20 protein-coding genes are annotated in these 19,521 nt (G+C 60.5%); 8 read left to right on the top strand and 12 right to left on the bottom strand.

The features are described from left to right. Window positions 1-447: 447 nt before the first annotated feature. From AGR13A_RS08075 to AGR13A_RS08045, 7 genes are all read right to left on the bottom strand, one after another. The gene (locus tag AGR13A_RS08075; RefSeq protein ID WP_080834634.1) at window positions 448-1,665 is read right to left on the bottom strand and encodes a molybdopterin molybdotransferase MoeA; all 1,218 of its coding nucleotides are present in this window, start codon (window positions 1,663-1,665) and stop codon (window positions 448-450) included. Then, window positions 1,666-2,172, bottom strand: coding sequence for a cyclic pyranopterin monophosphate synthase MoaC (moaC, locus tag AGR13A_RS08070; protein WP_080834631.1), 507 nt, complete (start codon window positions 2,170-2,172; stop codon window positions 1,666-1,668). It lies immediately after the preceding gene. A gap of 7 nt (window positions 2,173-2,179) precedes the next feature. After that, window positions 2,180-2,995 (bottom strand): indole-3-glycerol phosphate synthase TrpC, encoded by an 816-nt coding sequence (gene trpC / locus AGR13A_RS08065; protein WP_080834629.1) that lies wholly within the window; start codon window positions 2,993-2,995, stop codon window positions 2,180-2,182. A gap of 19 nt (window positions 2,996-3,014) precedes the next feature. Further along, the gene (gene trpD, locus AGR13A_RS08060) at window positions 3,015-4,049 is read right to left on the bottom strand and encodes an anthranilate phosphoribosyltransferase (RefSeq protein WP_080834627.1); all 1,035 of its coding nucleotides are present in this window, start codon (window positions 4,047-4,049) and stop codon (window positions 3,015-3,017) included. Between the two features lie 15 nt (window positions 4,050-4,064). After that, window positions 4,065-5,957, bottom strand: coding sequence for a peptidyl-prolyl cis-trans isomerase (locus AGR13A_RS08055; RefSeq protein ID WP_080834625.1), 1,893 nt, complete (start codon window positions 5,955-5,957; stop codon window positions 4,065-4,067). 270 nt (window positions 5,958-6,227) lie between these two features. After that, the gene (locus tag AGR13A_RS25120; RefSeq protein WP_003495703.1) at window positions 6,228-6,362 is read right to left on the bottom strand and encodes a hypothetical protein; all 135 of its coding nucleotides are present in this window, start codon (window positions 6,360-6,362) and stop codon (window positions 6,228-6,230) included. Between the two features lie 40 nt (window positions 6,363-6,402). Then, window positions 6,403-6,582 carry a hypothetical protein gene (locus tag AGR13A_RS08045; RefSeq protein WP_003495704.1) on the bottom strand — a complete coding sequence of 60 codons (180 nt, stop codon included), beginning with the start codon at window positions 6,580-6,582 and terminating at the stop codon, window positions 6,403-6,405. A 417-nt stretch (window positions 6,583-6,999) separates the two neighbouring features. On the opposite strand from AGR13A_RS08045, the gene coaD reads away from it, so the two are divergent. The 6 genes from coaD (at window position 7,000) to AGR13A_RS08015 (ending at window position 12,364) form a co-directional block, all read left to right on the top strand. Continuing rightward, window positions 7,000-7,494 carry a pantetheine-phosphate adenylyltransferase gene (gene coaD / locus AGR13A_RS08040; protein WP_003495706.1) on the top strand — a complete coding sequence of 165 codons (495 nt, stop codon included), beginning with the start codon at window positions 7,000-7,002 and terminating at the stop codon, window positions 7,492-7,494. A gap of 29 nt (window positions 7,495-7,523) precedes the next feature. Beyond that, window positions 7,524-8,093, top strand: a complete 570-nt coding sequence (locus tag AGR13A_RS08035; protein ID WP_035223126.1) for a peptidylprolyl isomerase — start codon at window positions 7,524-7,526, stop codon at window positions 8,091-8,093. Between the two features lie 37 nt (window positions 8,094-8,130). Then, window positions 8,131-8,640 (top strand): peptidylprolyl isomerase, encoded by a 510-nt coding sequence (locus tag AGR13A_RS08030; RefSeq protein ID WP_020810245.1) that lies wholly within the window; start codon window positions 8,131-8,133, stop codon window positions 8,638-8,640. 316 nt (window positions 8,641-8,956) lie between these two features. Further along, a complete protein-coding gene (queA, locus tag AGR13A_RS08025; RefSeq protein ID WP_020810246.1) occupies window positions 8,957-10,039 on the top strand; it encodes a tRNA preQ1(34) S-adenosylmethionine ribosyltransferase-isomerase QueA in 1,083 nt (360 codons plus the stop codon). Beyond that, window positions 10,039-11,169: a tRNA guanosine(34) transglycosylase Tgt gene (tgt, locus tag AGR13A_RS08020; RefSeq protein WP_080834623.1), complete on the top strand. Its 1,131-nt coding sequence runs from the start codon at window positions 10,039-10,041 to the stop codon at window positions 11,167-11,169. Before queA ends, tgt begins: the two co-directional genes overlap by 1 nt. Before the next feature lie 37 nt (window positions 11,170-11,206). Then, on the top strand, window positions 11,207-12,364 hold the full coding sequence (locus AGR13A_RS08015; protein ID WP_080834621.1) for an aminodeoxychorismate synthase component I: 1,158 nt from the start codon (window positions 11,207-11,209) through the stop codon (window positions 12,362-12,364). Between the two features lie 205 nt (window positions 12,365-12,569). Here the strand turns inward: AGR13A_RS08015 and AGR13A_RS08005 are convergent, their stop codons facing one another. From AGR13A_RS08005 to AGR13A_RS07985, 5 genes are all read right to left on the bottom strand, one after another. Further along, window positions 12,570-13,847, bottom strand: a complete 1,278-nt coding sequence (locus AGR13A_RS08005; protein ID WP_167377442.1) for a type III PLP-dependent enzyme — start codon at window positions 13,845-13,847, stop codon at window positions 12,570-12,572. Further along, window positions 13,831-15,363, bottom strand: a complete 1,533-nt coding sequence (locus AGR13A_RS08000; protein WP_080834620.1) for an AMP-binding protein — start codon at window positions 15,361-15,363, stop codon at window positions 13,831-13,833. Before AGR13A_RS08000 ends, AGR13A_RS08005 begins: the two co-directional genes overlap by 17 nt. Then, complete coding sequence (locus tag AGR13A_RS07995; RefSeq protein WP_080834615.1) at window positions 15,360-15,623, bottom strand: acyl carrier protein; 264 nt, start codon at window positions 15,621-15,623, stop codon at window positions 15,360-15,362. Before AGR13A_RS07995 ends, AGR13A_RS08000 begins: the two co-directional genes overlap by 4 nt. Before the next feature lie 85 nt (window positions 15,624-15,708). After that, complete coding sequence (locus AGR13A_RS07990) at window positions 15,709-16,467, bottom strand: hypothetical protein (protein ID WP_167377530.1); 759 nt, start codon at window positions 16,465-16,467, stop codon at window positions 15,709-15,711. A gap of 284 nt (window positions 16,468-16,751) precedes the next feature. Further along, window positions 16,752-17,879: an S-(hydroxymethyl)glutathione dehydrogenase/class III alcohol dehydrogenase gene (locus tag AGR13A_RS07985; protein ID WP_003495724.1), complete on the bottom strand. Its 1,128-nt coding sequence runs from the start codon at window positions 17,877-17,879 to the stop codon at window positions 16,752-16,754. A 428-nt stretch (window positions 17,880-18,307) separates the two neighbouring features. Between AGR13A_RS07985 and AGR13A_RS07980 the strand changes: the two genes are divergently transcribed. Together AGR13A_RS07980 and AGR13A_RS25115 are read left to right on the top strand one after the other, a co-directional pair. Next, the gene (locus AGR13A_RS07980; RefSeq protein WP_308400184.1) at window positions 18,308-19,327 is read left to right on the top strand and encodes a TadE/TadG family type IV pilus assembly protein; all 1,020 of its coding nucleotides are present in this window, start codon (window positions 18,308-18,310) and stop codon (window positions 19,325-19,327) included. A gap of 23 nt (window positions 19,328-19,350) precedes the next feature. Continuing rightward, on the top strand, window positions 19,351-19,521 hold the full coding sequence (locus tag AGR13A_RS25115) for a hypothetical protein (RefSeq protein ID WP_308400183.1): 171 nt from the start codon (window positions 19,351-19,353) through the stop codon (window positions 19,519-19,521).

The raw sequence follows: 19,521 nt of genomic DNA, 5'->3' as shown, positions 1-19,521 counted from the left end.
GAAAGCTTAATTTATAGGAAACTAATTTTTGTTGCCGGAAATTCCATTTTCGCCGTTTTTTATCTTATTTAATTGATAATTATAAGTAATTCTCATTTTCTGGAAATTCCGGAATTTTTCCCCTCTACTGTTCGTCTTGGTGACAGCATCGCATTTATTCTGTCAATCCCAATAACAGGATTCATGTGATTTATTTTGGCACAACAATATGGGGAAATATTCCCATGGCGGATGCAGAAGGTGTCTTTTGAATTCGTAATGACTCCGCTTATAGGCGGTTTTTTTTGTCATACGTCTCAGGATACAGGAATGTTACAGTTTTATTTGAGGATCTGGTGCCGGACGGAAGGTGACAGGGCCGTTTTGCAGCGGCGCGGCAACCATTCGGCAAGTGTTGCTAAGAGGCTGGCAGCTGTTTGCCGCAAATCCCGACGCGCGGCGCGCGTATCAGGCGCCAAGCCTTATCACCGGGCATTCCGCCCCGGCTTCCGCCTCCACAGCATGGGGCGGGCGCACGATCAGGCCGTCGGAATGGGCCAATATCTTCATCATGGATGAATCCTGCTTTTGATAGGCTTCCGCCACCAATGCGCCGTTTTCGTCCGTGCTAAAACGGGCGCGCAGATAATCCTGACGGTGATCATTTGCCCTTAATGGCGTTGCGGTGCGGGCAGTAGCGGCGCGCTGCAGGGGCGCGCGGCGGGCGATCCTGCGGATCAGGGGCTCGAGAAACAGCAGGCTGCAAACGAGACTTGCGACCGGGTTTCCGGGCAGGCCCAGCACCTGCATGGCGCCGATGGCGCCCACCATCAGCGGCTTTCCCGGGCGCATGGCGATGCGCCAGAAATCGAGCTGCATGCCTTCCGCCTTCAACGCCGCCTGAACGAGATCATGGTCGCCGACCGATGCGCCGCCGAGCGTCACCAGCACGTCGGCCTTTGCCGCCACGGCCCTGCCGATGGCAGCGCGGATCATGGCGTCGTCATCGGCGATGATGCCGAGATCGAGAACCTCCGCACCCGCCTTGCGGGCAAGGGCGGCGACGCCGAAGGTGTTGGAAGCGATGATCTGGGCGGGCAACGGCGTGCTTCCCGGCGGCAGCAATTCGTCGCCGGTGGCGAGGATGGCGACGAGCGGCCTGCGATAGACGGGAAGTGTGGCGTGGTTCATTGCCGCCGCAACCGTGAGGTCGGTAAAACCGAGTTCGCGTCCCGCCTTCAGGACGATTTCACCCTCGGCGAAATCCTGACCGCGCGGGCGAATATGTCGCCCTGCGGTGACTTCGAAGGTGGTGCGGATTTTTCCGCCCTCCAGCACTTCGGCGTCTTCCTGAATGAGAATGGTGTCGGCCCCTGCGGGAACCGGCGCGCCGGTGAAGATGCGGACGGCTTCGCCCTGTCCCACCGTGGCTGTAAAGGCATGGCCGGCGGCTGCCTGGCCGATGACGGTGAGAACCGAGCCGATTTCAGGCGCATCGGCGCTGCGGAGCGCATAGCCGTCCATTGCCGAGGCGTCGAAGGGCGGCTGGGTCAGACGCGCCGCGAGATCGGCCGAGAGAACGCGGCCATCGCACTCGGCAAGCGGCAGCGTCTCGCTTGCCGTTACGGGAACCGCCGCCTCCAGAAGGCGCTTTGTGGCCTCGTCCACGGGCAGCAGCGGTTTCATTCAGCTCTCCTGTCGCTGCAAATCGCCAGCCCTGAAATCACCGGACTTGCCGCCGCGCTTTTCGAGAAGGCGGATATTGACGATTTCCATCGCCTTGTCGGCGGCCTTGGCCATGTCATAGATCGTCAGGCAGGTGATGGAAACGGCGGTCAGCGCTTCCATCTCCACGCCGGTCTTGCCCGATAGTTTCACCATGGCTTCCACCCGCAGGCCGGGCAGGGCGATGTCTTCGGTGATGTCGACCGAAACCTTGGTCAGCATCAGCGGGTGGCAGAGCGGAATGAGATTGGCGGTCTGCTTGGCGGCCATGATGCCTGCCAGGCGGGCAGTGCCGATGACGTCGCCTTTCTTGGCGTTGCCGTCGTGAATAAGGGCGAGTGTTTCCGGTTTCATCTTCACGAAACCCTCGGCGACGGCGACGCGGACGGTCTCAGCCTTGTCGCCGACATCGACCATATGGGCCTCACCGGCAGCGTCTATATGGGTCAGCTTGCCCGCCTCGCTCATGGGGCGATCATTCCGCTGCCAGAACGCCGGTGCTGCCGGTCAGCAGCGCCTTGGTGGCCGCGGTCACATCGTCCTTGCGCATCAGGCTTTCGCCGACGAGGAAGGTGCTGATGCCGCTCTTTTCCAGCCGCTTGCAATCCTCATGGGTGAAGATGCCGCTTTCGCCGACCAGCAGCTTGTCGGCGGGCACGAGACCAGCCAGCTTCTCGCTGGTTTCGAGGCTGACTTCGAAGGTGCGCAGGTTGCGGTTGTTGATGCCGAGAAGCGGCGAGGCGAGCTTCAGCGCCCGTTCGGTTTCTTCCGCATCATGAACCTCGACCAGCACGTCCATGCCGAGCGCGAAAGCCTCGTCTTCCAGGCGTTTTGCCTCGTCGTCGGAGAGTGATGCCATGATGAGGAGAATGCAGTCCGCGCCCCAGGCGCGGGCCTCGTGCACCTGATAGGTGTCGAACATGAAATCCTTGCGCAGCGCCGGCAGGGCGCAGGCATTGCGGGCGGCGGTCAGGAATTCCGGCGCGCCCTGAAAGCTCGGGCTGTCCGTCAACACCGAAAGACAGGCGGCGTCGCCCGCTTCATAGGCGGCCGCCAGCGCCGGCGGATCGAAATCCGGGCGGATCAGGCCCTTGGACGGGCTGGCCTTCTTGATTTCGGCAATCAGGCCGAACTTGCCCTCGGCCTGTTTTGCCCTGAGCGCCCTGTAAAAGCCGCGCGGCGCGGTCTGGCCCTCGGCCATCGCCTTGAGATCGGCAAGGGAAACCTTCGCCTTTGCGGCGGCGATTTCCTCGCGCTTGTAGAGTTCGATCTTTTTCAGAATGTCGCTCATGGTTTCGCTCTCATTCCTTTTAATGGTCGGCCTGCTTGGGGTCTGCCTCGTTGGAGACGGCGACCAGACGCTCCAGCGCTGCGGCTGCCGCGCCGCTATCGAGCGCCTCGCTGACGATCGTCATCGCCTGACCCAGCGTTTCCGCCTTGCCGGCAATGACGAGGGCTGCGGCCGCATTGCACAGCGACACGTCGCGATAGGCATTGCGTTTGCCGGAAAGAACCTCGCGCAGCGCCGCCGCATTGACAATGCCGTCGCCACCCTTCAGATCGTTCATCTGGGCCGGCTGAACGCCGAAATCCTTTGGCGTCAGGTCGAATGTGCGGATCTTGCCGTTTTCCAGCGCCGCCACATGGGTGACGCCCGTGGTGGTCACCTCATCCATGCCGTCGCCATGCACGACCCAGATGCTCTCCGAGCCAAGATCACGCAGCACTTCGGCAAGCGGCACCAGCCAGCGCGGCGAGAAGACGCCGAGCAATTGCCGCTTTGCGCCCGCCGGGTTGGAAAGGGGGCCAAGCAGGTTGAAGATCGTCCTTGTGCCGAGTTCGACGCGGCTCGGGCCGACATGGCGCATGGCGGAATGGTGCAGCTGCGCGAACATGAAGCCGAGACCCGCCTCGCTGATGCAGCGGGCGATAAGGTCGGGGCCGATATCGAGCTTCACGCCGAGCGCGGATAGCGCATCCGCCGTGCCGGATTTGGAACTCAGCGCCCGGTTGCCATGCTTGGCGACCGGCAGGCCCGTGCCGGCGACGATGATTGAGGCCAGCGTCGAGATATTATAGGTGCCGATGCCGTCACCGCCGGTTCCGACGATATCGATGGCATTGGCGGGGGCCGAAACCGGCAGCATGCGGGCGCGCATGGAGGAGACGGCGCCGACGATTTCGTCCACCGTTTCTCCGCGCACGCGCAGCGCCATCAGGAAACCGCCGATCTGCGACGGGGTGGCTTCGCCCGACATCAGAATGTCGAAAGCCGTGCGCGCATCCTCGCGGTTCAGGCTTTCTCCGTTCGCGACCTTGGCGATCAGCGGCTTCAGTTCGGCCATCTTTTCGCCCCCCGGTTAGAAGCCGACCATCGCCTGATCGGCGAGGGCCTGGTTGATGGTCACACCATAATCGTTCTGCAGGCGGTTGACCATCTGGTCCAGCATGTCGTCGCCGGCCGCGCGGGCGATGGCGGCGAATTGCTGGTCGTCATTGGCGAGCGCATCGGCAGGCGCATTGGTGTCAACGGAGGTGACCTTGAAGAGGATGCGGCTGGAGCCGTCTGCATCAGCCGCCGTGCCAACCTTGCCTTCAGCACCGGAGAAGACCGCCGCGATCGTCTGCTGGCCGAAAATAGCGTCTTCGCTGGTGCGGCGCAGGCCGGATTTCTGCTCGACGGCAAGGCTCAGCTCGCCAGCCACGGCTTCAAGGGGCTCACCCTTTTCAACGCGGGCCTTCAGCTCGTCGGCCTTGGCGGCAAGCGCGGTGCGCTGCTGCTCCGCCGTCCAGTCGGCCACGACATCGTCGCGCACTTCGGCAAGCGTGCGGTCGCGGGCGGCAATGATCTGGTCGACGTCGAACCAGATGTAACCTTCACGGCCAAGATTGATCGGCAGGGCTTCCGTGCCGGGCTCGGTCTTGAAAACTTCCTGCGCGAGCTGCGGGGAGGGCAGGCCCTGAACCGCATCGCCCTTTTCATCGAGGCCTGCCGCATCGATGGCGGCGATGGTGACGGGCTTCAGGTTCAGCTGCTTTGCCGCATCGGCAAGCGAAGAGCCGCCGGCGCGCAGATCTTCGTAGCGATCATGCACATTGGTGATTTCTTCCGCGGCGGCGGCGGTGGCGAGGTCCTTGCGGATGTCCTCTTTCGCCTCTTCCAGCGTGCGGGTGGTTTCGGGCTTGATGCCGGTGACGCGCAGGATGACCGGGCCGAAGGAACCTTCGACGACCGCGGAGACGCCGCCATCCTTCTGGATGGCGAAAGCCGCATCGGCAATCGACTGGTCGGGAATGGTGTCCTTGGTGAATTCACCGAGCGTCACATCGGACGGCGTCTTGCCCTGATCCTTCACCACCTGATCATAGGTGGTGTTGCCGAGGCGGATCTGCTCGGCAGCGGCTTCGGCCATCTCCTTGCCCGGGAAGGTCAGCTGCTCCACCGTGCGGCGGCCGGCGGTGCGGAAGCTGTCCTTGTGGCTCTCATAATAATCGGCGATCTGGGCATCCGTTACCGAGGCCTGATCGGCAATGTCCGACGGTTCCAGCTTCACATAGGTGAACTTGCGGAATTCCGGTGCGCGATATTTCGTCTTGTTGGTCTCGAACCAGGGGGTGAGAACGTCATCGCCCGGCGTCTTGACCGGCGGGATGACGGCGTTGGAGAGGATGACGTAATCGACTGCGCGCTGCTCGTTGCGGTATTGCTTCAGCGCATCCACCAGCACCTGCGGTGCGGCAAAACCATCCGAGACGGCTTCGACGATCTGGCTTCTGACGGCAACCTTGCTGCGTTCTTTGATATAGTCGTCTTCGCGGAAGCCGGAATTGCGCAGGCGCTCGCTGAAGAGATTACGGTCGAACTGGCCATTGACCGACTTGAAGGCCGGGTCTTCGGCGATGAGGTTGGCAAGGCGGTCTTCCGAAAGGCCGAGATTCATCTTCGAGGCCAGCTCGTCGAGGGCGGCGCCGGCGGCAAGCTGGCTGAACACCTGACGGTCGATGCCGAAGGCCTTGGCCTGTTCCGTCGTCAGACGGGTGCCGAACTGGCGGCTGAGGTCGGAAATCTGACGCTGATAGGCGAGGCGGAATTCCTCCGGGCTGACCGTCTGGTCGCCCACCGTCATGACGGCATGGGAATTGGCGGTGACGAGTGATGCGGAGACGCCCCAGACGCCAAACGAAACAACAAGCAGGAGAAGCAGCAGCTTGGCTGCCATGGTTCGAGAAGCATTTCTCAGGGAATCGAGCATCGTTATGCAAACCTCACAGGAACGTCATTGCGGTCGCCAGCCGTCCGGCCCGCAACGTATCGGCGTTCCTTAAATCAATCCAAACGGAAATTGAAGGGAATTTGCCTTGGAAAAACGGGGTTTTGAAAACGCTTATGTGATTGGGACGCGGTTTTTCCGCCATCATCTTCGCCTTGCCACCCGGTAAAACGGCAAAACAAAACCGCCTGGAGCGGCCAGGCGGTTGCGAAGAATCATCTTTTTAACGGCGATCATGCCGCAACGGGACGCTCAAAAAGCGCGGTCGCGCCTGATCATGGCTTTGAATTCCTCGTCTTCGCGCCGCATCTCGGCGACGACGGAGATCATCGATGTCACGAACATAATGCTGATCAGGGCAAGAAGCAGCGTCAAAAATGTGAACATGATAGTGTCTCCATCTGGTGCGAGAAATTCTCGCCCTCTATCAGTAATAATTCATGTACTGGTAGCGGGCGGTCAGCTGCGGATAGTCCGGACCCTGCTTTTCCGGCTTCTGTTCATAAATACTAAACGTCGTTGCCACCATGGCGATGACCAGTACTGTCCAGGCGGTGCTGATGACACTGATCTTTGCCGAAGTAGACTGTTTTTCTCTTACAAACATCTGTCCGTTCCTTTGGTTCTTTCTTAACGCGCCATGTGCGATCATGTTCCGCGTCAACCGTAAAAATCGATTAGCATCGCGCCTGTGAAACTTCCTTGAATGGCTTGTTCATCTGGCGTTCAGGAAACTGGCGGCGGGCGTCATTCGAAAAAAAGATACTCGGCAGCGAATGATGCGACGATCGAAAGAACGATCATGAAGGCCAGCATTTTCAATTCTCCGGATGCTTAACGGGTGAGAGGCGTTTCGGTTTCCTGTTGGGCTCCATTTATAAAAAATAGCCCTGAAACCGCACTGAACGGCCTATTCATCCGTGGTTCACGCCGCGCCGACCACGGGCCGGGGTGGTAAAAGTCTTGCGCCGCGACCGTCTCCATGACAAAAGGCGGCACATAACGCCCACCACCTGAGAGCGATATGACGATTGCCTTTTATCCAGGATCCTTCGATCCGATGACCAACGGACATCTGGATGTGCTTATTCAGGCGCTGAACGTCGCGTCCAAAGTCATCGTCGCCGTTGGCATCCATCCCGGAAAAGCGCCGATGTTCAGTTTCGAGGAGCGGGCGGCGCTGATACGTCAGGCCCTTTCCGAGACCCTGCCGGGCGAAGCGGCGCGCATGGAGGTCGTTTCCTTCGATAATCTGGTTGTCGATGCCGCCCGTCAGCACGGCGCACGTCTTCTGCTGCGCGGCCTGCGGGACGGCACCGATCTTGATTATGAAATGCAGATGGCCGGCATGAACCGCCAGATGGCGCCGGACATCCAGACCGTATTCCTGCCCGCCGGCACCTCGTCGCGACCCATTACAGCCACATTGGTCCGGCAGATCGCCGCCATGGGCGGCAATGTCGACGCCTTCGTGCCGAAAGCCGTGCTTGAAGCCCTCAACGCCAAGCTGAAGCGCTGACTTCAGCCTCACATTCTGGAGCCAATCCGATGAAACTCGTTCGATTTGCCTTTGCCGGCGCCCTGTTTGCGGGCGCGCTTGCCGCCAGCACCCTTGCATCTGCCGCCGAACTCCTGACCGTCCAGCTGAAGGACGGCCCTGTTGTCATCGAGCTGATGCCTGAGGTTGCGCCCAAGCACGTGGCGCAGATCGAGGCGCTGGCCAAGAAGGGCGCTTATGACAATGTTGCCTTCCACCGCGTCATCGACGGCTTCATGGCGCAGACCGGCGACGTGCAGTATGGCAACATGGAGAAGGGCTTCAGCGCCCAGCGCGCGGGCACCGGTGGTTCCGATCTGCCGGATATTCCGGCCGAATTCTCCAAGGTTCCCTTCACGCGCGGCGTGGTCGGCATGGCCCGCTCGCAGGATCCGAATTCCGCCAATTCGCAGTTCTTCATCATGTTTGCCGACGGTCCGTTCCTGAACGGCCAGTATACCGTGGTCGGCAAGGTCGTGTCCGGCATGGAAGCCGTGGACAAGATCAAGCGCGGCGCCGGCGGCAACGGCGAAGTTTCCAACCCCGACCGGATGATCAAGGTCACCGTCGGCAAAAAGTAAGGTAAGGGCAATGGAGCCCGAACAGAGGAGAATAGTCATGGCCGAGATCAAGGATCCGGAAAACACCATCATCATGGAAACGACGACCGGCAAGGTCGTGATCCAGCTGCTGCCGGAAGTTGCTCCGGGCCACGTCGCCCGCATCAAGGAACTCGTATCGGAAGGCGCTTACGATGGCGTCGTTTTCCACCGCGTCATCGAAGACTTCATGGCCCAGACGGGCGACGTGAAGTTCGGCAAGAAGGGTGCGGAAAGCTTCAACCCGGCCCGCGCCGGCATGGGCGGCTCCGACAAGCCGGACCTGAAGGCCGAGTTCTCCGCCATTCCGCACGTGCGCGGCACCTGCTCCATGGCCCGTTCTCAGAACCCGAACTCCGCCAACTCGCAGTTCTTCATCTGCTTCACGGATTCGCCGTGGCTCAACAAGCAGTACACCGTCTGGGGCCAGGTCATCGAAGGCATGGAAGCCATCGACAAGGTCAAGCGCGGCGAGCCGGTGAAGGACCCGGATTCGATCGTTTCCATCAAGCTCGCTTCTGCGGCCTGATTTGCGGAAATTGCAGTTCGACCCGTCTCGCAGTCTATGCGAGGCGGGTTTTGACGTTTATTGACGGTACGTGATTTTAAGGATGGACGCGGCAGTTTTGACGCTTGCCATCCGTCGCGCCGTTCTCTTCTTCCCTCATTCCTGTGCTTGTCACAGGAATCCAGCCAGCCCAAGTCCCTGGGCTGAAAGGACTCCTCCCGCCGCGCAGACGCGCGCCGACTGGATTCCTGTGACAAGCACAGGAATGAGGGGCGAGGATGCGTCGGGCCGCAAAACACCGTGCCGTGTCAAATTGGATTTCTGGAAGACCCTTGCAATGCGTGTAGACCTGTTCGATTTCGATCTGCCCGAGGAGAATATTGCCCTGCGCCCGGCGAACCCGCGCGATAGCGCGCGCCTGCTCGTCGTCGATCCGAATGAGAACCGCATGGAAGACCACCGTGTCTTCGACCTGCCGTCCTTCCTGAAGCCCGGCGATGCGCTTGTCTTCAACGACACCCGCGTCATTCCCGCCCAGCTCGAAGGTGTCAGGCTGCGCGAAGGTGCGCCAGAGACGGCGGTTTCGGCCACGCTGCACATGCGCGCCGATCAATCCCGCTGGAAGGCTTTCGCGCGTCCCGGCAAGCGCATCAAGCAGGGCGACCGCATCCGTTTCGGTTATGAGCGCGACAATGCCTGCGGCCTTGCCCATCTGGAAGCCACCGTGGAGGAGAAGGGCGAGGAGGGCGAGATCACGCTGCTGTTCGACGTCTCCGGCCCGGTGCTGGATGAGGCGATTGCCTCCGTCGGCCATATTCCCCTGCCGCCCTATATCGCGGCGAAACGCCCGGAAGATGCGCAGGACCAGACCGACTACCAGACCATCTATGCCCGCGAAAAGGGAGCCGTTGCCGCCCCCACCGCCGGGCTGCATTTCACGCCCGATCTGTTTGCCGCGCTGGACAAGGTGGGCATCGAGCGGCATTTCGTGACGCTTCACGTTGGGGCAGGCACCTTCCTTCCGGTCAAGTCCGACGATACCGACGATCACAAGATGCATTTCGAGATCGGCCATGTGTCGCAGGAAACCGCCGACCGGCTGAATGCCGTCAAGGCGCGCGGCGGACGGATCGTTTGCGTCGGCACGACATCGCTGCGCCTGATCGAAAGTGCGGCCGATGAGAATGGTGTTATCCACCCATGGTCCGATGCCACCGGCATCTTCATCACGCCGGGATACCGCTTTCGCGCGGTCGATATTCTGATGACCAATTTCCACCTGCCGAAATCGACGCTGTTCATGCTCGTTTCGGCTTTCTGCGGTCTCGAAACGATGCGTGACGCTTATAAGCACGCCATCGAAACCGGATACCGCTTCTATTCCTATGGCGATTCCAGCCTGTTGTTCCGGAAAAACTGATGCACGACAAATTCACCTTCACCCTGAAAGCCACGAGCGGCGGCGCGCGCCTCGGCGAAGTCGCCATGCCGCGCGGCGTCATCCGCACGCCTGCCTTCATGCCGGTCGGCACGGTCGGCACCGTCAAGGCCATGTATCTCGATCAGGTGCGCGAGCTTGGGGCCGATATCATTCTCGGCAATACCTATCACCTGATGCTGCGGCCCGGTCCGGAGCGTGTTGCCCGCCTTGGCGGCCTTCATGAGCTGATCCGCTGGCCGCACCCGATCCTCACCGATAGCGGCGGTTTTCAGGTGATGTCGCTTTCCGGCCTGCGCAAGCTGGATGAGCAGGGCGTGACCTTCAAGAGCCATGTGGACGGTTCGCTGCACCACATGTCGCCGGAACGCTCCATCGAAATCCAGGGCATGCTCGATTCTGATATCCAGATGCAGCTCGATGAATGCATCGCACTGCCGGCCGAGCGCAAGGAAATCGAGCGCGCCATGGAAATGTCGCTGCGCTGGGCCGAGCGCTGCCGCGTGGCCTTTGGCGATCAGCCCGGCAAGGCCATGTTCGGCATCGTGCAGGGCGGCGACCAGCCGGACCTGCGCGTCCGTTCCGCCGAAGGGCTGAAGCAGCTTGATCTGAAGGGTTATGCGGTCGGCGGCCTTGCCGTCGGCGAGCCGCAGGATGTGATGCTCGGCATGCTCGATATCACCCTGCCGGTGCTGCCCACCGAAAAGCCGCGTTACCTGATGGGCGTCGGCACGCCCGACGACATCCTGAAGTCGGTGGCGCGCGGCATCGACATGTTCGACTGCGTGATGCCGACCCGCTCCGGCCGTCACGGGCTTGCCTTTACCCGTCGCGGCAAGGTCAATATCCGCAATGCCCGCCATGCCGAGGATATGCGCCCGCTGGACGAGCAGTCCAACTGCCCAGCCTCGCGCGATTATTCCCGCGCCTATCTGCACCATCTCACCCGCGCCAACGAGGCGCTGGGCGGCATGCTGCTCTCCTGGCACAATCTTGCCTATTATCAGGAGCTGATGCAGGGTATCCGCAAGTCTATCGAGGAAGGCCGTTTCGCCGATTTTTATGCGGAAACCATCGAAATGTGGGCGCGGGGCGATATAGACCCCATCTGACTCTTCCCGACTTTTTCTCCTGTTTCGGACGCTTTCCTTGGCACACGCGCCTTACGTTCTTTTCCGGGATGACACGACCGGCACGGTGACAGCCTTCACCGAGCCGGAAGAGATCATCGTCGCGGATGAACCGGCGTCGTTTTTTGCTGCGCTGAAGCGCATGGAAGAGCTGCGCCGCGCCGGGAAATACCTCGCCGGCTATATGTCCTACGAGGCGGGTTTCCTGTTCGAGCCGAAGCTTGCGCCTTTCGCGGACGAGCCTCGCAACGTGCCGTTTCTCAATTTCGGCGTCTTTTCCGGCCCGCAGCCGGATGAGGGTCGGTTCGCGCGCCCGGCAAATCTGCCGGATGCGGATGCGTTTCTGTCCGATCCCGTGCCGGCATGGACCCTTCAAGACTATTGCCAGCGTTTCGCGCGGCTGCACGGGCATCTGCGTCGCGGCGACTGTTACCAGGGCAATCTGACCATGCCCGTTCATGCCCGCTGGAGCGGCGATCCGCTGACGGCCTTCTGGTCGCTGATCGAACGGCAGCCGGTGAAATATGGCGCGCTGGTCGATCTCGGCGGCCCGGTCATCCTGTCGCGCTCGCCGGAACTGTTCTTCTCGGTGGATGGGGAGGGTTTCATCGAAACCCATCCGATGAAGGGAACGACGCCGCGCGGGGCCGATGCGGAAGAAGACCGGGCCATCATCGCGGCGATGCTGGCGGACGAAAAGACGCTCGCCGAAAACCGCATGATCGTCGATCTGCTGCGCAACGATATTTCCCGCATCACCGAAGTCGGCAGCCTTGATGTGCCGCGGCTGTTCGATATCGAGACCTATCCGACCGTGCACCAGATGGTCAGCCATGTGCGGGCGAGACTTCTGCCTGACGTGACGGTGGAAGATATCTTCGCCGCCCTGTTTCCCTGCGGCTCCGTTACCGGCGCGCCGAAAATGTGGGCGATGAAAATCCTGCGCGAGCTGGAAGAGACGCCACGCGACGCCTATTGCGGCGCGATCGGCTTCATGTCTCCATATGGTGAGATGCGGTTCTCCGTGGCGATCCGCACGCTCAGCCTGTTTGATGATGGCCGCGCCGTCTTCAATGTCGGCGGCGGCATCGTTTTCGATTCCGTGGCCGAGGCGGAATATGACGAGTGTCTGCTGAAATCGAAATTCGCGGTGGGGGACAGGTTGCTTCGGGGTTAGTCGCCTCCCTCATTCCTGTGCTTGTCACAGGAATCCAGCCAGCCCAAGTCCTTGGGCTGAAAAGACTCCTCCCGCCGCACAGACGTGCGTCGACTGGATTCCTGTGACAAGCACAGGAATGAGGGAGGTTGGAGGAAGCTCCGGGGTAAGCAGCCAAATGTGTGCCCTTAGGAAAGCCGGCTACGGTTTTCGCTACCAAACGTCCTCAGCGCCCGATCACCTCAAACACCCCATTCTCCACCAGCACCTCCTTCGCCGCGGCATGGCTCAGAAAACCCGCAGGACTGGCGCTGGCGCCATAGGCTCCCGATTGCAGGATGGCGACGAGGTCTCCGGCTCTCAGCTTCGGCAGGGCGGCATTGCGCGCCAGCGTATCGAGGGGTGTGCAGAGCGGGCCGACGATGGTTGCCGTTTCCTCATGATCCGCCTGCATCATGGCGGGTGCCACGATGGGATAGTTGCGCTTGACGATCTGGCCGAGATTGCCGGATGCGGCCAGATGATGGTGCATGCCGCCATCCGTGACCACGAAGGTGGTGCCGCGCGAGGTCTTCACCGCATTGACTTCCGCCACATAGATGCCGCCGGGACCTGCCAGGAAACGGCCGGGTTCGACAATGACATGGGCGTCAGCAATCAGCGGATGCGCCCGCATGAGCGCCTTGAGGTTGGGAATGGCGGCGCTTACCGTTGCGAGATCGAGCGGCGTTTCCCCGGCGAAATAAGGGATGCCGAGGCCGCCGCCGAGATCGATGGTCTGAAGCGGCCTGCCGAGCATGTCCGCCATACGCGCCGCAAGGGAGATGGAATGTCTCCACTGGGAGACAAGCGTGTCCGCGTCGAGGATCTGCGTGCCGCCGTAAATATGGATGCCGACGAGATTGATATGCCTGCTGTCGCTGAACAGGGGCAGGACGTTTTCCAGCTCTTCCTCATCGAAACCGAAGGCGGTGGCCTTGCCGCCCATGCGCATGGCGCCCGCCTGCGCGTCCGGCACCGGATTGATGCGGATCGAGGCTTTGACCGGCCTGCCGATGGCTTCGATGCGGGAGATTTCCTCGGCGCTCTCGATATGGATTTCGCCGATGCCGCCCTCGATCACTTCAAGTAATTCGGCCTGGCGTTTGCCGGGCCCGGCGAAGATGATCTTTTCCGGCGGCACACCCGCCTTGATGGCGGCGCGATATTCACCGACGGAGGCGATTTCCGCACCGGCGCCTTCTTCGCGGAAGAGCGACACAATGGCGGGCAGGGGATTGGCCTTCACCGAATAATATATATCGGCAAAACCACTCAGCGCGGTTTCGAGATCGCGATAAGCGCGGCGCATGGCGCTCGCGTCATAGAGGAAACACGGCGTTCCGGTCTCGGCGACGATATCGCGCACTGCAAGGCCGCCGATGACGAGATCGTTTTCACTGACTGCAAATTGCGCGGCGGCAAGGGCAGGGCCGTGGCTCTGGGGTCTATCCGTGGGCGCCATTGTCCGTCCGTTCGCGCACCAGCGCGCGGTAATCCACCTTACCATTGGCCGTGACCGGAAGCCGGTCGACCAGTTCGATGGCGCGCGGAATCATGAAGGGAGCGAGCGTCTCGGCGGCTTTCCTGAGCGCCGCCGAGACGTCGATGTTCTCATTTGCAGCGGTTGCGACGGCATGCACCTTTTCACCCGCAAAGGGGTCCGGCAGGCCGATGACGGCGACCTGCTGGAAAAGGCCGGTCGACATCAGGCTCTCCTCCACCTCGGTCGGGCTGATGCGATAGCCTGACGATTTGATCATCGCATCGTTGCGGGCAACGAAGCTGAAAAAGCCATCCTCGTCCTCCACCGCCAGATCGCCGGAGTAACAGACGATCTCGCCGCCCAGCGCCGCCGGAATGAAGGGGTGGGGGCGCAGCACCTTTCCCGTGTCTTCCGGCCGGTTCCAGTAGCCCAGCGAAACGGTTGGGCCGCGATGGACGAGAATGCCGGGCTCTCCCGGTTTTGCCCTTTGTCCCTTGTCGGTGACGATGAAGATTTCACATTCCGGAATGGCCTTGCCGATGGAGGTCGGGCGATTGTCGATCTCCTCCGGCGGCAGAAAAGTGGAGCGGAAGGCTTCCGTGAGGCCGTACATCAGATAGATTTTTGTATCCGGCAGCCGGTCGCGCAGCGCCTTGACGGTTTCCTGCGGAACACGGCCGCCGGAATTGGTGATGTAGCGCAGCTGCGGCAGCGGCGTTTTCGCCAGCAGGGGCGCTGCCCTGGTCAGGATCGCCCAGACGGTCGGAACGCCTGCAAGGCCGGTAATGGCGTGGTCGCGCAGATCGCGGACGATATCGTCGCCCAGTCTGAAGGTGGAGATGATCGTCGTCGCGCCCTGTTCCACCGCCGTCAGCAGCTGGTTCAGGCCGTAATCGAAGCTGAAGGGCAGGAGGGAAAGAATACGGTCTGTGGCCGTAATCCCCAGATAGGTGCGCACGATGCGCGCTCCGGCCAGAAGATTGCGATGCGACAGCATGACGCCCTTGGGCGATCCGGTGGAGCCTGATGTGTAGAGGATCGCGGCCAGGTCCTCGCCAATTGCAGCCGAGGCTTTCGCCGGCGCGGACGGGCGTCTGTCGATATCTTCCGCCAGCAACACTTTGACATCTGCCAGGTCTTCCAGTGCAGCACTCAGCTCATCGGTCATCGCAGCAGTGCTGATGATGATTTTCGCGCCGCAATCCCTGACGATATGGCGGATCTGCTGTGCCTTCAAAAGTGCGTTGACCGGCACGAAGACGCAGGACGCCATGCTCACGCCGAAGATCGACCAGCACTCCTCGATGCCGCGCGGCAGGAAGATGACGATGCGGTCACCACGCTCCGCTCCGGCCTCCCGCAGGGCTGCCGCGCAACGCGCAGCCGCATCGGAAAATTCGCGGTAGCTCAGCGATTGTTCCTTGTAGACGAGTGCCTCATCGCCGCTTTCCGCCCGCGCAGTGAGCAGGTGGTGCAGCAGGACGTGGGGTGTCATCTGCGCCGTTCCTGCATGACGAAGCTTATAAGATCGGCCGGTGTGCCGAGGTTTTCCGGCGTGAAATGCTCGTCATTGAGGATTATGCCGAAGCCTTCGCCGAGAAAGATCATCAGCTCGAGGAAGCCGAGCGAATCAATCGCGCCACCTTCGAGCAATGGCGTATCATCTGCGAAAGGCGCATGGGCCGGGAAACGCTGCGAGAGGTAGGAATAAACGGTCTCTGCTACATCCGCTTCCCTGAGTTGCGCTGAAACCATGCTTGTTCTCCGCTCGTTCGCGCTATCGGGATATGTTGGCCGAAGCGCCTTTTCTTCTTTGCAGGCAGGGTTCAACGCGGTCTTTTTAGGAGCGTCCCAATACCCAGGGTGGCAATAACACCAATTCTGAATATGTTTCGTTAATAAACCGTGGGTTCCATGCGCCTTTTACTTGTATCGGCGCGGATTTGAGTACGGCGAAGCCGCCGGCGTCCCGTTCCTCATCGGAGGCTGCCATGGTCATGGCGAGCCGGCCCCTGCGAAGAAGGTGGCGGGCAATTGCCGATATGTGCCTTTGCGCAAGCTGCCTGTCCTCGCAATAGATGAGGCGGGCCGAAGGCAGCCTTTTGGTCGTTGTTTTCAGGAATACCAGCGGATGATGAATTTGGTCCGCCTCCAGCACCGCCACGATGCAGCCGAAACGCGCATGATCCTCCAGGGTGTCGCGCATTGCCGCCGATAGCGCGCCGGGCGGCACGTCGGCAAGCGGGTGCAGCCGCGCCCTTGCCGGACCGATTGCCTTAGGCAGCAGGGGATAAAAGAGCGTGTAATCCGTTACCGTCGAAAATCCCAGCCTCTCGTTCAGCTTGCAGGCTTCGGGAGACGGGGTGAAGTCGGTGAAGGTTTCTTCTTCGGAGGACGAGGCCATTTGCAGCATTCGCGGTGCAAACCACCGGCTGGACGGCTCGACATACCAGCTCGAGAGGTTGACGATGATCTGGCCGGTATCGGGCAGGCGGCTCCTGATCGTCAGGAGAACGCCGACGGCATCATCGCCCTTCATCAGCAATTGCCCGATCGCGCCGAGGTCCCGCCGCTCATGATGTGCGCTGATAAATGACAGGCCGCGAGACCAGAAGGCCTCGCCTTTTTCCGGGAAACCCTTCGTCAGAAGCGCAACGGCGGCGACGCGGTTTCCGTTGTCGATGGGTATTATTTTCAGAGGTCGCTCCCGCAGTCTGGCGTCGTGCCGGCTTCCGGGGGTATTTTCAACCCCACCGGGCAATATTGGCTTACGACGATAGATTTACTGTCCCGTTAATCGCGGCGGCAGCAAGGCGCGCGGGGGTGATCACATTTGCATGAACGGCAGACGCGCGGGGCACGTCTGCCGTGGTGTTTAGCCGATCAATAGACAACGACGCCGCGGATGCTTTCGCCCTTGTGCATCAGGTCGAAGCCCTTGTTGATGTCTTCGAGCGGCATCGTATGGGTGATCATCGGATCGATCTGGATCTTGCCTTCCATGTACCAGTCGACGATCTTCGGCACATCGGTGCGGCCGCGTGCGCCGCCGAAGGCCGTGCCCATCCAGTTGCGGCCGGTGACCAGCTGGAACGGACGCGTCGAGATTTCCTGGCCGGCGCCGGCAACGCCGATGATGACCGATTTGCCCCAGCCGCGATGCGAGGCTTCCAGCGCCTGGCGCATAACCTTTGTATTGCCCGTGCAGTCGAACGTATAGTCCGCGCCGCCGATCAGGTCGCCATTGCGCTTCGTCATGTTGACGAGATAGGGCACGATGTCGTCGCCCACTTCTTTCGGGTTGACGAAATGGGTCATGCCGAACTTCTCGCCCCAGGCCTTGCGGTCGGGGTTGATGTCCACGCCTATGATCATGTCCGCACCGGCAAGGCGCAGGCCCTGCAGCACGTTGAGGCCGATGCCGCCGAGACCGAAGACGATGGCGGTGGAGCCGATCTCGACCTTGGCGGTGTTGATGACCGCGCCGATACCGGTCGTTACGCCGCAGCCAATGTAGCAGACCTTGTCGAAGGGAGCGTCCGGGTTGATCTTGGCCAGCGCGATCTCGGGCAGGACGGTGTAGTTCGAGAAGGTCGAGCAGCCCATATAATGGTGGATCTTGTCCTTGCCGATCGAGAATCGGCTCGTGCCATCGGGCATCACGCCCTGGCCCTGGGTGGCGCGGATGGAGGTGCAGAGATTGGTCTTGCGCGAGGTGCAGGAATAACACTCGCGGCATTCCGGCGTGTAGAGCGGAATGACATGGTCACCCTTCTTGACCGAGGTGACGCCGGGGCCGACATCAACGACAATACCGGCGCCCTCATGGCCGAGAATGGCCGGGAACAGGCCTTCCGGATCAGCGCCCGACAGGGTGAAATCGTCGGTATGGCAGATGCCGGTCGCCTTGACCTCGATCAGCACTTCGCCGGCGCGCGGACCTTCCAGCTGCACGGTCATGACCTCAAGCGGTTTTCCTGCCTGAATGGCAACTGCGGCGCGAACGTCCATTTTCGATCTCCTGGTATTGTCTTGTGATTGAACAGGGCTGTTTTGCCCGAGCTTGGCTGGAGGGACAAGGGGCGGGCCCAAGTTTGTGTTTTCGGAAGAGGCTGTGAATGCAAACTCCGCACTGCCGTTATGCGGTCATAAGATCTTATTGGCGAACTCTAATTTACTAATAAATTAACTAAGCATATGAATTTGCTTCATATTTTTAGGTTCCGGTTGAGCTTTGATTTACGGTTTGCGTGTTAATTGACCCCTGTATTTTCAGTGGTCAAGCGAAGTTGCTCGAAAAGCAGCACCGCCGGCGACCAACGAGCAATTTTCGAGCGACCGGCGTCAGCCGGACATTTTTAGCGTCGCAGAAAGCCAGGCCTGTCGCTTTTCACAGCGCGCCTTTCCCGTGGCGATGAGCGACATGAGACGGTGTTTTGATGACGAGCAGGCGGATAAAAAAAGCGGCATGGAAATGGAGCCTGTTTTCATCGCTCCTCAGGGATCGCGCGGGTACCTTCGCAGTCATGACCGCGCTGCTGCTGCCGGTCTTTATCATTTTGCTGGGACTGCTTTTTGAGGGTGGCAGGGCGCTGGCCTATTACAACCAATCCAAGCGGGTCATGGCGATGGCGTGTGAAAGAGCCACCAAGCCGACTCGCACCTTTACATTGTCCGACGAAGTCCGGCGCGACAATGTGGCCGCAGCCTTCGATGCCATGATTCGATCCACCAAGCAGAAGGTCCTCTCGCGCGAGGTGAAGGTGGACTGGACCAAGACGAAGATCAAGGCCGAGTTCAGTTACGGTTTGATTTTCTCGGAGATGTTCAATCTCGATAAGCTGAAATATCGCCTTGATGAGTCTTGCGAAGGTATCCCGCCCTATCCCGAGGACGATGCGGTTATTATTGACAATATGTTCGAGAGCAACGCTCTCGGCGTCGAGCGGGTTCTGAAAAACGGCGTTACCAAGGAAACCCCTGGCGGTTGCTGGGGTGTCTATCCCTATTCGGAAATCGGATGGGATGGCGGAACCGGCCCCGGCGTCGAGTTGCAGGACTGGAGCAGCCCCTGCTGCCGCCGCAACCACAATTGGGAGGGTTATCCGGCGGGAATGCAGAGCAAGAAACTCAACGAGGCCCCTACCGCCAACGACAAAGCCTGCACTTTGAAGGAGGTCGATAAGGCAAAGACCACCGACAAGATCGAAATCGACAAGAAGGCAGGCGCGGAGCTCTCATTGCCAACCCGTTATGTCATGGAGCTCGACAGCGACTGGGGGCCGCCCAAGCCCGGCAAGAAAAAAATATCGAAGCCAATAGCTCGATCTACAAGGATGTCGAGCTTCATCCCGGAATGTATAAGATCATGGTTTGGTATAATGGGCGCCGGGCCGTCGAGGACGTGGAAAAAACAAACGGAATCGAGATATCGCTCCAACAGCTCCTTCCTGAACTGAAACCCCGGCAGAGGGTGTGGGAGTTGACCCAGGATAAAAAAAGTATTGCCTGGACGCCGAGGGAGTACAGTTTCAGGGTCAAAGCCTACTCCATCTATCGGGTGACGATCGAGGCTACCGGCCTGAGCGACAGCTTCGGTGGCATCATCACCGGTTTCCAGCTCATCTACGTGGATCGAATGGAAGAGGGCTGA

Source organism: Agrobacterium genomosp. 13 str. CFBP 6927, from assembly GCA_900012615.1.
GTDB lineage: Bacteria > Pseudomonadota > Alphaproteobacteria > Rhizobiales > Rhizobiaceae > Agrobacterium.
The sequence above is the reverse complement of the archived record's forward strand: the minus strand, read 5'-3'. Positions and strand labels throughout refer to the sequence as shown.

Bases quoted from the DNA above. Each gene is read 5' to 3' on its own strand.
- AGR13A_RS08000 (WP_080834620.1), bottom strand. From the start codon at position 15,363: ATGACACCCCACGTCCTGCTGCACCACCTGCTCACTGCGCGGGCGGAA.
- AGR13A_RS08075 (WP_080834634.1), bottom strand. From the start codon at position 1,665: ATGAAACCGCTGCTGCCCGTGGACGAGGCCACAAAGCGCCTTCTGGAG.
- coaD (WP_003495706.1), top strand. From the start codon at position 7,000: ATGACGATTGCCTTTTATCCAGGATCCTTCGATCCGATGACCAACGGA.
- AGR13A_RS07995 (WP_080834615.1), bottom strand. From the start codon at position 15,623: ATGGTTTCAGCGCAACTCAGGGAAGCGGATGTAGCAGAGACCGTTTAT.
- AGR13A_RS08030 (WP_020810245.1), top strand. From the start codon at position 8,131: ATGGCCGAGATCAAGGATCCGGAAAACACCATCATCATGGAAACGACG.
- AGR13A_RS07980 (WP_308400184.1), top strand. From the start codon at position 18,308: ATGACGAGCAGGCGGATAAAAAAAGCGGCATGGAAATGGAGCCTGTTT.
- AGR13A_RS08005 (WP_167377442.1), bottom strand. From the start codon at position 13,847: ATGGCGCCCACGGATAGACCCCAGAGCCACGGCCCTGCCCTTGCCGCC.
- queA (WP_020810246.1), top strand. From the start codon at position 8,957: ATGCGTGTAGACCTGTTCGATTTCGATCTGCCCGAGGAGAATATTGCC.
- moaC (WP_080834631.1), bottom strand. From the start codon at position 2,172: ATGAGCGAGGCGGGCAAGCTGACCCATATAGACGCTGCCGGTGAGGCC.
- tgt (WP_080834623.1), top strand. From the start codon at position 10,039: ATGCACGACAAATTCACCTTCACCCTGAAAGCCACGAGCGGCGGCGCG.
- trpC (WP_080834629.1), bottom strand. From the start codon at position 2,995: ATGAGCGACATTCTGAAAAAGATCGAACTCTACAAGCGCGAGGAAATC.
- trpD (WP_080834627.1), bottom strand. From the start codon at position 4,049: ATGGCCGAACTGAAGCCGCTGATCGCCAAGGTCGCGAACGGAGAAAGC.
- AGR13A_RS08055 (WP_080834625.1), bottom strand. From the start codon at position 5,957: ATGCTCGATTCCCTGAGAAATGCTTCTCGAACCATGGCAGCCAAGCTG.
- AGR13A_RS25120 (WP_003495703.1), bottom strand. From the start codon at position 6,362: ATGTTCACATTTTTGACGCTGCTTCTTGCCCTGATCAGCATTATGTTC.
- AGR13A_RS08045 (WP_003495704.1), bottom strand. From the start codon at position 6,582: ATGTTTGTAAGAGAAAAACAGTCTACTTCGGCAAAGATCAGTGTCATC.
- AGR13A_RS08035 (WP_035223126.1), top strand. From the start codon at position 7,524: ATGAAACTCGTTCGATTTGCCTTTGCCGGCGCCCTGTTTGCGGGCGCG.
- AGR13A_RS07985 (WP_003495724.1), bottom strand. From the start codon at position 17,879: ATGGACGTTCGCGCCGCAGTTGCCATTCAGGCAGGAAAACCGCTTGAG.